The following is a 13,057-nucleotide window of genomic DNA, read 5'->3' as shown; positions in this document are numbered from 1 at the left end:
AGACTGAAGAAATGTCAGGCTTACCGAAAAAGAAATGGATGATATGGATAAACGATTTGAGAGGACGGAGGAATCTGGAATAGCTGATACGCAAAAGTATTTTGATAGAATCCATGATAAATTATTCTCTTCAAATAGTTTACTAATTGGAGGTTATTTTGCTTTAATTGCAATCAGAAAAGATGTTCCTAATTGGAGAATTATAGTACCCCTTATAAATTCAGGTTTTCTACTTTTGATTGATTACAGAATGATGGTTAAAGCAAGAATACAAGCTTCAATTACCACTGTAGATGGAAAACAAAGAGAGGTTCGGAACTATTATCCATAATACCAATTTATTCTCACTGTTATCAATATACTCGNTTGTCATGGTAAACATTTTGTTTAATCGAATGAAATGCAGCTACTTTTGCCATAATGATTTATTTAATAAATGAGCTGTAAAAAACTCAATTAAATACCATTATTTCTTACGGTTAACCGTAAGACTAAAAATAATTATAGACTTGACATTTTATATTCATGAACTATATTTGTTATTATGGCAATTTTTGGTGTAATATCACGAACGATAGTGAAGTGTAAACTGATATATCATTGCCAAATTAATTACGTAATCAGTAAAAATGGTTGTTCTATGGTTTTGTTACTACAACAATTACACGTGAAAAACTGATAAAGGCCGTCGGGCAACGCTACATCGGTTCCCGACGGCCTGTCCTCTACTGCAAGATTATTGGCCTGCAATATGAATCAGTCCAAAAAATAAAACATTATTTATGAAGGTTTTTAGTCCTTAAATACTGTAGAAGTTCCTTTGGCCGGTCAGTCTGAATCAGGTTTGCTTTATGGTTAACCAGCCATCCCCAGCTTTCATCTTTTTTATTTTCTTCTACTGCCATATCATCATCATGCCCGCCATTTTGTTCAGGCCATAAACTATTGATCCATAAACCATAATTTATCCTCAGGTTTCCGATATTTTTCAGAACCGCTAAGGTGTCGGTACTAAAGTTTGCCTGGATAATGGTTTTTTGATGGGATTTATAACTTGCTATAATATCTGAAGCATCAGTTCTTTTCATATCCACTACAGGCATAATGGTAATGTCTTCTTCAATTTTACCTACCTCCTGCTCTATCACAGATAATGGTGTACTTCCCTTTACATTTACAATGGCCTGTCCAATCATTCCCTGTTCGCGCAGTTCTTTAATTACCTGAGGGTAATAATCATATCCCTTATCTACATCAATAATGATCTTATCTTTCGCGAGTGCCAGTATTTCTGTAAAGGTTGGCACATGGTGTTTGGTTGGATGCCCCGAACCTGAGCGCAAGAAAAATGCTTTTAATTCTGCCAAATTATAGTCAGATACGTTACCTTTTCCTGTGGTAGTTCTATCGATGGTCTGATCGTGCATAATTACCAGGTGCCCATCTTTGGTTTTCTTCAAATCCAGCTCCATAATATCTACTCCCATAGCAATACAATTTTTAAGTGCCTGAATAGAATTTTCGGGGGTATTGCGCCAATCGCCACGGTGGGCAGTAACCAATACGGTTTTACCCTTAGGATTAAACACCTCTTTTAGGCTTGCCTCGGGTTTTGATTGCGCGAATCCGGTTAAGGCAATTAACGCCATAAAAAGTTGTATAATAATAGTTTTCATGTTGTATTTTGTTTTGAATTGAATAATATTTATGGATTTTGTTTGATTGCAGGATCGGTGTCGATCTGGTCTTGCGGAACAGGCTGAAGAAGATCATGATCGGTAATCCTGGTTGTTATATTTTGCGAGGCAAACCAGGCATTCATTACCGAAATAGCGGTACCTGTTCTGAGCAGGTCAAACCAGCGATGCCCTTCTCCAATCAATTCCAATCTCCGCTCCAAAGAGATCGCATCCCTTATATCTTCCTTGGTTTGCTGCACGGCATCAGTTAAGCCAGCCCTCCTTCTAACGAGATTTAGATAGTTTTTTGCCACCTCAGCATTATCAAGCTCATTTTCGTCTTCGGCGAGCATCAACAGTACATCTGCGTAACGCAAAACCACAAAGTTACTGCCACCATCTGCAGGAGTTGTGGTAGAAGCTTTCAACTTAGTAGAAAAAGGCGTTCCGGCACTGGTTAGGCCAACATAAGCCGTTTTACGTTTGTCAGAATTACTGTACAACTGATAAAAGCTTTTGGTTGGCAGGTTATGTCCTTTTGCTCCACTGATGGTACCTGATGGACTGAACTGCTGATAGGCTGAACTGCCTTCACTGTTTCCGTTTATCCCTGATGCAAACTGAACAGCAAATATAATTTCATTGTTATTCTTATTATTCAATGCAAAAATATCTGCCGGATCAGCCAGTAACTGGTGTTTACCGGATGCAACTACGTCAGCCAGCACGGCTTTGCTTTCTGCAAATTTCCCTAAGGTGAGGTATACTTTTCCCAACAGAGATTGAGCTGCTGTTTTTATCACCTTTCCCTGTACAGTAGTGCTTACCGGCAGTTCCTGTATGGCGTTAGACAGGTCTGAAAGGATTTGAGCGTAAACTAAATCTTTACCGGTACGGCCCTGCCCAAAATAATCGTTCGGATTGGTGGTCTCTTTTGTTACCAGTGGAACATTGCCAAATACCCTCACCATATTAAAGTAAAGTAAGGCGCGGATAAAATGCATTTCTCCTTTTCTGGCCTGCTTTACAGTAGAACTGGCGTAAGAAATGCCATCAATCCTGTTCAGAACTGTATTAGTGCGCTGAATACCCTGGTAAGAATTTTTCCAGAAATCAGACAGCATACCGTTTGATGAGACAGTTGTAAACTGATCGAGCTGGCCATACATGCCACCATCGTTTGCGGGCACCTCGTCAAACGTATTATCTGACGGAATTTCCCCGATGGCCGGAAGATAGAGGCCATACAATCCGTTTAACTGTAAAGTACCATAAACCGCATTAACATACTCTTCCACCTCGGTTTCGGTAGTGAGAAAATTAGCCAAAGATTTAGAGGTAATAGGTTGTTGATTAAGCTCTTTGGTACAGGAAGCAATAAAAAAAAGAAAGAAAAGGCCTCCGATAAAAAGTAATTTGTTGATTATATTTTTCATTTTGAATAATATTTAACGATGCATTAAAAGGTTAAATTAAAACCTGCTACAAAAGATCTGGCTACGGGATAGTTCGAATAGGAATACCCCGAGGTAAGCACGTTATCGCTGGTGGCATCAGGATTAAATCCACGGAAGCTGGTAAGGGTAAGCAGGTTATTCGCGGTTACATACACACTTGCCCTGGATGCTTTTAGTTTCGAAAGTAATTTAGGAGACAAATTATAGGTAAGCTGAACGTTGCGCAAGCGGATATAATCTGCCTTTTGAAAGAAAACACTTGATGCATTGGTATTTAACCTGTTTGCAGAGTAATTGGTATTGGGCTGTGCCAGAAAACCGTTAGGGTTATTAACAGGATGATACCTGTTCTGATAATAATAGGTATCGGCCATAGAGAAACCTTCACCTGATTCCATGTTAACCAAGCCGTTATCATAGATTTTCCTTCCCCATATCCCGTTGATGGAGAAACTCAGTTCAAAGTTTTTGTAATCAAAGCTGCTATTGAAACCATAGGTAATTTTTGGTGCGTAGGTACCAAAGCCCATCCGGTCATCGGGTGTTATTTTTCCATCGCCGTTTACATCCTGCACAATATAATCGCCCAGCAAGGTTCCGGCTACGTGCGGACTGTTGTCTATCTCACTTTGGTTTTTATATACGCCTGTAACATTATAGCCATAAAGCTCGGCAATAGGGCCACCCACTTTGGTCCTGAATGCGCTGTTGGTTCCTGTAACAATCTGGTTCTGGCCAGGCCCCAGTTCTAAAACTTTGTTTTTATTTGTGGCTAAGTTTGCGCCAAAATTCCAGCTTAAGGGACCAAGTTTAATGTTTGCGCCAGAAAGTTCGAGCTCAAGGCCCTTGTTGCTGGCCCTGCCCACATTTTGCAATGCACTATCATAACCCGATTGGGAAGGCACAGGAACCTGTAATAAAAGATCTGAAGTGACCATCGAATAATAATTGGCTGAAAGGTTCAGGACTTTGAAAAACCCTAAATCCGCTCCAAAATTATAAGAGGTTTTAGTTTCCCATGAGAGGCTGCTGTTTGCCGGGTTAACGGCAGCAAACCCCGGAAGAAGTGTTGACCCGCTCACATAATTCAAAGGATTTGCAAGGGCATAAGCACTGTAGTTACCAATCTGGTTATTTCCGGCCTTGCCATAGGTTAACCTCAACTTCAATAAATCTATCCAGCCTGCTTTCGGAAAAAAATCTTCCCTGCTTACGATCCATCCCCCGGTTACTGACGGAAAATTACCCCATTTTGCATCCTGACCAAACCTCGAGGAACCATCTCTCCTGATGGCCGCCGAAAACAGGTACCTGTTTGCATAGGCATACTGTAACCGGGTAAGGTAAGAAAGCTGTGTCCAGATGTACCTTGTTGGAACTACCGAGAATGAAGATGCGCCTGCAATGTTATCGATGTTATTATCAGGTATTCCGGTGCCCGAAACCAGCGTACTGTTACCAGATTCTTTCTGAAAGGTGGTTCCGGCCATGATATTGATATCGTGTTTTCCAAAGCTCTTCTCAAAAGTGAGGGTATTCTCCCAAAGGTAATTGATTACCGAGCCCTTTGTTTCGCTCGCCCGGGCTGGTTTTGGTGCCGCGGTACGGTACTCACCCACATCAGATGGGCTAAAGAAGTCGATAAAACTATTGCTGTAATCTCCACCTAAAAGCGATTTAAAGGTAAGCCCTGCAATAGGTTTAAAATTAAGGTAGGCATTTCCGAAAGTGCGAAACAGGTTTCTATTGTATTTCGTTTTTTCCATTATCGCAACAGGATTTTCGCCAAGGGCACCATCTTCAGGTGTATTCGCTGCAATCTGCTGGCTTATGGCTAAAGAGCCATCTTTGTTCCTTGCAGGGAAAAAAGGGTACATAATCAATGCTGCGCCAATGGCATCACTACTCCTGCTGGCATCATTCTGGAAAAAATTTTGCAGGTTGTAGCTCGGATTAACGCTCAAACCCACATCAAATGATTTAGAAAGTTTGGAATCAAACTTAAATGACATGCTGTAACGTTTCAATCCGGTTTCTATCACAATCCCGTCCTGGTCAAAGTAATTGCCCGAAAAATAGTATTTAGATCTATCGTTTCCGCCTGAAAGTGCAATATTATAACTACTGATGGGTGCCGTACGGAAAATCTCATCCAACCAGTCTGTATTGGTTAAACCAGCTTGGTTATTTAAGTAAGGCTGGATATAATTTAACCTTAAATCTCTTTTATTCGCTCCTTTTGAAACCCTTGTGGCATAATCGTCGTTTACACTCCTGTTTGTCGGGTTTCTAGACACATAGCCCCAATCTCTCGCCTCGGTATTGAGCTGAGCAAACTGATAACCGTCTATTAGTTCTACCTTATCTGCCCGCACCTGAGCACCGGTATAAAAGTCGAAAGAAACAGTGTTTTTATCTGAACGACCGTTTTTAGTGGTAATCAGGATCACCCCATTGGCTGCCCTCGAGCCATAAATAGCAGCTGAAGCCGGATCTTTCAGAATATCAACAGTTTCTATATCCTGGGGGTTCACTGTATTGAGCGAACTGCCTTCTGAAAGCGGAAAGCCATCTACAACCACCAACGGACTTACGCCTGCGGTAAGTGTACCAATACCGCGTATCACAATCTGTGGATCGGTACCTGGCTGGGCAGAAGCATCATTAATTACCACGCCAGCTGATTTACCGGCAAGTTGCTGAGCGAAGTTACTGCCTGCGTATTTATTTAGCTCTTCTGATTTTACCTGCGAAATGGCTCCGGTAATCTTGGTTTTCTTCTGGCTTCCGTAACCTACCACCACCACATCGTTCAAACCTGAAGAACTGGTTTCCATGCGGATAAGAATAGAATTATTGGTACCTGGATTGACTAAAAAAGCAGGAGTGGTTTTCTTTTCGTAACCTACGTAATTAAAGGAAAAATCATATTTATTTCCTATTTTAACATTGTTAAAAACAAATATCCCTTTTAAATCGGTAACCGTACTTTCTTGCTTTTTGGTCACCTGATCTACCATCATTACCGATACGCCAGGAAGTGTGGCCCCTTTTTCATCAACCACGGTTCCTTTAACGGAAGTGGTCTGCTGTGCATAAACAGCATGGGTAATGATGGTCAGTAGTGCAAGTACGGCAAAGTACCTGAATCTTTTGATTGTCTTTTTAAGTTTGTTTGTTTGCATGATATAATTCAAAAAAATAAGCAATAGTGTTCCATTATCCTGCCTTGAGGATATCCATTAGGGTTAAAACCAGGGGTTAAAAATTATTTTTGTTTGCTGATGGAAATGCCGTTAGTGTTCCGTTTAAAGGTTAATCCATTCATATTACAGATGACTCGTAATATGGTATCCATTTTTTCTGTACCATCAAAAGTTCCGGTAAAATATAATTGCTGCAGTTCAGCCTCTTCTATCCCATCGTATACAACTTTGGCATGGTAACGTTTGGCCAAATTATTGAATACCTCGCTCAAAGGCGTTTCGTTAAATACAAGTGCTGCACCAGGAGGAAGATTTTGATTTGATTGAAGCTTAACTGATTTTTTCGGATCCTGGAAATTGATCAAAGCATGTGATTTTAGTTTTGTATTGATCGTTAACTGCTCACCGGGGGTCAAATAAACATCTTTCATGCCCATACTGCTTCCTGAGGCGGCTTTAACAACCACCTTTCCTTCCAGTAACTTTACAACAACCTTGTTCTGCTTAAAAGTATTGATCGTAAATTCGGTGCCAAGTGCTGTTGTGGTAAAACCATTGGCATTTACGATAAACGGATGGTGTTTATCTTTGGCGACTTTAAAAGTTGCCTCTCCTTTAAGGCTGATATTCCTGGTTTTACTATCAAAAGGTTCATAATAACTCAGTGAACTCTCTGGTTGTAAGGTAACCCGCGAACCATCAGAAAGGTGGATGATGATGGCGCTTTTGCCAGAGTTATAGGGCTGTCTGAGTATTTCTTTTTTTATTTGTGAATAGTGATCAGCCAATACCTGCTTCTTTGGAGTATGATTATGGTTGAAATATAACGCAGTAACCAAAGCCATAATTAATAAAGCAGCAACCGCTTTTATCCACTGGTAGAGCGGAAATATCTTTGGGCCAGTCTTTACCTCCTGATCATCTATACGATCATGAAGCTGTACCAAAATATCCTGAAATCGCCTTTCTGTTATTTCGCCCTCAACGGATGCTAATTCCAGGTCATAATCATGCTTTAAATCAGATTTTAATTCGGCAGCCTTTTTATTTATCAGTAAAAGCAGCTTACGCTTTTCGGCCAGGCTTGTATCTTCCGACCAAAATTTATCTACAAGTTTCTTTACTTCGTTCATCTGCTAATAAATACGCAACAGATGTGAATTAGGGGGTGACGAATAATGTTATTAAAACATTAATTTACCATTAACAAAACTACAGAGCCATAAGCATGACCAAAACCGAAATGCTTATAATGCCACCGGTTGGGTTCCTGGAAAGAATGTACTCTTTGATAAAGTACCTGGATTGTTTTAAGTAGTCTTTTACCGATTCGGTTGAAAGTCCTAAGAGCTGCGCGGTTTCTTTTTGTGATTTTCCTTCAAACCTGCACAGTCTGAATACTTTTTGCTTTTGGGGTGAAAGTGCATTTATAGCCTCTTCGAGCATATTGAGTTCCGATTCAATAAGCCGTTTATCAGGGAATATTTCTTCGGCAACAAGGTGAAACGAATCATAACTATCTACATAACAAATACTTTGCTTTATTTTTTTCCTGAGATAGGATATTGATTTGTTATAACTCACTACAAACAACCATGCAGATACCGGTTGGTCTGGATCTAGTTTGGCCCTGTTTTCCCAAAGTGCGAAAAATACATCCTGGAGAATATCTTCAGCAATGGCAGTATCTTTAATCAGCTTAAAAATATTGGCGTAAACAACCTTATGATATTCCTTGTAGACCTGGTCAAAAACATTCCTGTCTTGCAACCTATCGCTTTGAAATTGGTAATTTACCATAAGGATTTATATAGACCAAAAGTATTTTGGCCAAAATTACAGCACCAATATTAACTCTATATTAAATTTATCGCCGTATGATCTGTGGAAAAGGATAAATACAGATATTCAAGGGGAACATTATTTATTTAATGATCAATGTAGTTATTCCAAAAAAAGAGTGTACTACAGGTCTTTTTAACATCAACATACCAGATTAAACTTCAAAACTGCCCCTTTTTAAATAAAAGAGCTCTACCATATGATAGAGCTCAATAAAAAGTATCGTCATTGCGAAGAGGAACGACGATACAATAAGGCTAGTGATCCTTGCTGCAAAGATTGCCTGCCTGCAGCAGGCAGGCTTCATCAGCTGAAAGAGCCTTCCCGCAATGACGGCTTTTCGAGTAGTGATATGTATTTATGATATATCATCTTTTACTACTTTTTCATTCCTGATCATTTTTTTCGGAATTGAACCCTGTTTTTAACTCCGGTAAAAAGTCAGGCTAATTAGTTTTAGGCAAATATTTCAGGCGTACCTGACTAATTCTCCAGAATGTCCCGTCTCCAGCCCCCTTGTTTGGAACATTGCCAACGAAACCAAGCGATACTTTCTTTTCGGTAGCCAGCGTAAAGGTGATTTTATTTGTACCTTTTGCATTGGTTTTGGCATAAGCCAATGAAGATGTGATGTTGCCTGTATTGGGTATACCATCTCCTTCGGCAGCCACGGTATAAAAATCTCCGCCTGCGGTACAATCAGGAATATCCATTTCGAGAGTATATTGTCCGGGAGGCAGAACAGCACTTTGATAAATTTTACCATCAATAATTGTAGCCATATTATCTGCTGACCATCCTGCTTCCATAGCCAGCTGAGGGCCATCAAACCAGGCGTCTACACCACCATAAAATACACCCGGAGCCTGCCTGAAATTTCGCACGGCATCGTTGGTTGTCCAAGCCGTTGGGATTCCCCACCTGTCGCCCTTCACACTGGTAGCAAAAGGTATCTTTGTGTTTGATAAATACTGGGCAGTAACATCCTTTAAAACACCCACCTGGGTAAATTCCGTATAAAAAGTGTCTATACTTGATTTAGTTGGCAGGTACAGGGTTCTGGTGCTAATGGTAGATACCGTGCCAGCAAGGTCATTCAATTTGGTACGTTCTGTAGCTATTGGTACCCTTAGCGTTTTTTGTCCGGTAGTCGATGTATACCGGATTTCGGTAGCAAAAGGCCCGGCTGAGAGATCAATGGTCAGCCAATCAATAACAGTTTCGCCATTAACCTGTGTTGCACTGGCAATTGCCCGGTTGTTCAGTGATGCAGCATACCGCGGCCCATAAACCCGTCCAACTGCATTAACAGCAATAGACCGGTTTCCTTCAACATCGAAAGTATACACTAAAAAACTTCGTATCCCTTCTTCCACATTAAATATTTTGGAGAATTTCCTCGAATCTGTATTCATATTTACAGGATACTCAATCGAATCTTTTTGATCGTTCCAATAGATTTTAATCCTGTTGATTTTTGGATCGGCTTTTAAAAGGCCTGTTAACTGTACGCGGTTGTTACCCGGATTAATTTTAACAGAGTCTAACTTACCCGAGTAAAGGATATCTCCTCCTTCCAGGTATTTTTTATAATCATCCGGTTTAGAGCAACCAAACAGCAGTATGGCTACTAAAGACAGGAGGATGGTTTGCTTTATTTTATTTTTCATCTTCTTATGCTAATTAATGAATCATATTGCTTATTGTACTGCACCATAAACCTCTATTTCATTGATACTTTGCGCGGTTCCGCCTGCCCAGTTCTCCAGGCACCTGATCCTGAGGTAGCGTACCTTAGGCGCATTGAGATCAATATCCCAGCTAAAACCTGCAGCGGCAGTGGCCTGATCTTCTGCATTATCGTTTCCATAAGGCAGTCCTGAAGGCTTTTTCACCTCGTAGCTGCCCAGAAGAATCCAGCTTGAATCTAAAGCCCCATTTAAATTTGGGTTACTTGAACCGTAAATTTCGAACCTTTTCATGGTAGAGAGGTAGTAATATCGTGTTCCTTCAGGGAAAGGACGAATCCATACACGGCTTAATTTTGCAGACACACCGGTATCAAAGCTAACCATATGCGGCCCGTTACCACCATTTATCTGGTGGGTAAAGCTTGTGTAAGGCCATCCGAGCCTGCCATCCCAGGCATAAACCAGTGCAGCACCATTGGTAACCTGCGGAGCGTCGCCAGGTAATACCAAAGCCCGGAAAAGTGAGGGATTAAGTTTGGCTTCAAATATCGGATTTATAGCTATGTAAAGGGTATCTGAACTGTTTCCCCATTTGTCTTTAACAAAAATTGCCAATTCCTGCCTTGTGGTATCAAGCCCCCTGATCTTCGATAAAATTTCGTCGGTACGGGTAAATATGCTCCTGAAATTATCCACTTCAAATTGCTTAAAAACATTTTTCTTCATTACCATGATCGAAATATTATCTCGTGTCGGATTGGTAGCCGACAGGTTATATCCACCAAAGGCATTGATTACCTTAATGCTCTTAAATACTTTCTTGAACGGGGCTTCAAGGGGTTTTACCTTTACCAGGGTTGGCGGCGAAAGCACTTCGCTCCTGCTTACAGAATACAGTGATACCTGATGTTCCAGTGTATCTGCAAATCCTTCAACTACAACTGTATCTTTATAAAAGGATGATTTGGCTTCAAAATTCGTTCCGTTAGCCAACTTAAAAACAGCTTTGACATATAATAAATTCTTGTCGTTAGGCAGTTTATAGGTAATTCTAGCCTTGCCATTCAGGTTTTCGACCTGAATGTTGCTTACCAGTTGAGGAACAGCTCCATCATTCCCTGTTGGACCTCCCAATTCTTCTTCCTTACAGGAGAACAGGGCCGGTATCAATGTAAGCAGCAATAAGTAATTAAATATTTTCCTTGATTTCATGATTCTTATCTTTAAATAAATACTACCATCCAGGGTTTTCTACCAGTTTTGGATTCTTTCTGATTTCATTGTCTCCAATCGGCCACAAATAATCCCTTGGTGCGATAAATGTTTGGTTGAAAATAGTTCTTTCGATATTATAACTCTCAGTTGTCTTGCCCAAAACACTTAGTCCCGTAATATCCTTATTAAGCTCCTCCGCAGCCAGTTTCCATCTGCGGAGATCCCAGAAACGCTGACCTTCAAATGCAAGCTCGATCAGGCGTTCCCTTCGAATAATTTCGCGTAGGCCATTTTGGCTGGTATATTTAGATGGATTTTTGGAATAAGTTGTCCATGACTCTACAACACCTTTTAGTCCAGCCCTGGTCCTCACACGGTCTACATAACTGATTGCAGTGGCAGAACCGGGTTCCACTTCATTTAAAGCTTCGGCGTACATCAAATAAAGATCAGCCAGTCTTATTTCCGGCCAAGGATAGGTTTTCCAGGTTGGGGCATTATTGGTATTTGTGGTTGACTCCCAATGAACCAGCTTTTTAATAAAATAACCGGTTTCATTCCAGTTGGTAAAATGGCCAAATCCAGATCGCTCTGCATTTTTTGATTGAACGTATACCGAGTTTACATCGCTGCTTGTGCTGGTGGCATCTTTCATATACCATTTACTTCCATCGAAGCCCAGATCAGCATAAAACCTTGGTTCACGGTCATAATTAAGCCTTGCTGTTGCAAATCCGGGTTCAATGGTAAAACGCTCTGAGGTAGTGGCTACCCTGGTTTGCATATAATTGGCAAAATCAAGTGTTTTATCTTCATCAATGGGTACACCGTTTTTGCTATAGAACATTTTAGCAATTTTTAACGGGGCTCCCCAAACGCCCTGTAACTGGAACCTGTCTACATTTGCGATGCCTGCCATTGGTGGCATACAAAGGGCCTCATTCACAAAATAACTGTTTGACAGTGCCCAAACATGCTCCGTACTCCACCTGGTGGTTACTGCATTACGGATGTTCAATTGAGTTTTCGTTTCTGTACTTAAGCCATACGAATCATTGGTATAGGTATAAAGGGCACTACCATTTAGCTCTGCAGATGCTATTGCCGCTTTGGCTGCATCTCTTGCCTTTTCCCATTTTTTCAGATCAAATACCGGATTAAAAAGTGTAGTATTCTCCTTATCCCTAAAGCCTGCGTAATCCGGGTTTCCATTAAATAACGGACTTGCAGCCATCAGAAGGAGTTTTGCCTTAATGGCAAGTGCGATGGGTTTGGTTATTCTTCCCAGCTCCTTATTCTCATCAGAAATCCGTTGTGGCAGCTTTTCAGTCGCTGCATCCAGAAGTGTTGAAAGATAATTTACAGTCTCATCTATTGGGGCACGTTTATAATAAAGTCCTTCTGGGTCTGAAGATTCGGGTGCATTTACATCAATGAGCGGTATAGGTCCGTACGTCCTCATCAGGTAATAGTGGTAATAGGCTTTCAAAAACTCTACTTCCCCTATCCATCTTTCACGCTCTGCTATTCCGAGATCGGGCGCCTTTGTTGGGTCTTTGATATTTTGAAGAAAGATATTACAATGGCGGATGGCCCTGAACATCATGAGATAGTTATATCTTCCGTCGCCTCCTTTTAAGTCTCCGCCCCATTCGTTAAATAAAGGCCTGCTTCTATTCTGCTCTCCCTGGGCAATCTGAAAAGCCGGATGCCAATGGGCCTTGTCTGTTTGGGGCAACCAGATTTCATCACCCGACATCATTCCGGCATTGAACCAGCCATCGCCATTTTTAGGTAAGTAAGAATAACAGGTAAAGAGGTATTTTTCAGCTTCGATGCGAAGTTTGAATGCATTTTCTATCACGGCAACATTGTCGGGAACAATGTCCAGATACTTTTTACAGGATGTTATGCTGCAAAACGCTGTGAAAACGACAGCTAATGCAATTATTTTTTTCTTTTTCATT

General features: G+C 40.8%; 9 protein-coding genes. 1 reads left to right on the top strand and 8 read right to left on the bottom strand.

Features of this window, described 5'->3' with window-relative positions; genetic code table 11:
• The first annotated feature begins 34 nt into the window (after window positions 1-34).
• Window positions 35-331 carry a hypothetical protein gene (locus ACFSR6_RS17165; protein ID WP_379081074.1) on the top strand — a complete coding sequence of 99 codons (297 nt, stop codon included), beginning with the start codon at window positions 35-37 and terminating at the stop codon, window positions 329-331.
• Window positions 332-776: 445 nt separating this feature from the next.
• Here ACFSR6_RS17165 and ACFSR6_RS17160 read toward each other — a convergent pair whose 3' ends face one another.
• From ACFSR6_RS17160 to ACFSR6_RS17125, 8 genes are all read right to left on the bottom strand, one after another.
• The gene (locus ACFSR6_RS17160) at window positions 777-1,676 is read right to left on the bottom strand and encodes a glycerophosphodiester phosphodiesterase family protein (RefSeq protein WP_379081071.1); all 900 of its coding nucleotides are present in this window, start codon (window positions 1,674-1,676) and stop codon (window positions 777-779) included.
• A gap of 29 nt (window positions 1,677-1,705) precedes the next feature.
• Window positions 1,706-3,115: a RagB/SusD family nutrient uptake outer membrane protein gene (locus ACFSR6_RS17155; RefSeq protein ID WP_379081068.1), complete on the bottom strand. Its 1,410-nt coding sequence runs from the start codon at window positions 3,113-3,115 to the stop codon at window positions 1,706-1,708.
• A 23-nt stretch (window positions 3,116-3,138) separates the two neighbouring features.
• Window positions 3,139-6,321 carry a SusC/RagA family TonB-linked outer membrane protein gene (locus ACFSR6_RS17150; RefSeq protein ID WP_379081066.1) on the bottom strand — a complete coding sequence of 1,061 codons (3,183 nt, stop codon included), beginning with the start codon at window positions 6,319-6,321 and terminating at the stop codon, window positions 3,139-3,141.
• 83 nt (window positions 6,322-6,404) lie between these two features.
• Window positions 6,405-7,475, bottom strand: a complete 1,071-nt coding sequence (locus tag ACFSR6_RS17145) for a FecR family protein (protein ID WP_379081063.1) — start codon at window positions 7,473-7,475, stop codon at window positions 6,405-6,407.
• Window positions 7,476-7,554: 79 nt separating this feature from the next.
• Window positions 7,555-8,142, bottom strand: a complete 588-nt coding sequence (locus tag ACFSR6_RS17140; RefSeq protein ID WP_379081060.1) for a sigma-70 family RNA polymerase sigma factor — start codon at window positions 8,140-8,142, stop codon at window positions 7,555-7,557.
• Window positions 8,143-8,630: 488 nt separating this feature from the next.
• Window positions 8,631-9,854 (bottom strand): DUF4998 domain-containing protein, encoded by a 1,224-nt coding sequence (locus ACFSR6_RS17135; protein ID WP_379081058.1) that lies wholly within the window; start codon window positions 9,852-9,854, stop codon window positions 8,631-8,633.
• A gap of 30 nt (window positions 9,855-9,884) precedes the next feature.
• Window positions 9,885-11,087, bottom strand: coding sequence for a DUF4959 domain-containing protein (locus tag ACFSR6_RS17130; RefSeq protein ID WP_379081055.1), 1,203 nt, complete (start codon window positions 11,085-11,087; stop codon window positions 9,885-9,887).
• A gap of 22 nt (window positions 11,088-11,109) precedes the next feature.
• Entirely contained in the window at window positions 11,110-13,056 is a 1,947-nt protein-coding gene (locus ACFSR6_RS17125; protein ID WP_379081053.1) for a RagB/SusD family nutrient uptake outer membrane protein, read from the bottom strand.
• Between the last annotated feature and the right edge of the window lies 1 nt (window position 13,057).

This window comes from Pedobacter vanadiisoli, from assembly GCF_042684385.1.
GTDB classification, from domain to species: domain Bacteria; phylum Bacteroidota; class Bacteroidia; order Sphingobacteriales; family Sphingobacteriaceae; genus Pedobacter; species Pedobacter vanadiisoli.
Note: the sequence above shows the minus strand (reverse complement) of the source record. Positions and strands in the feature narration are given on the sequence as shown.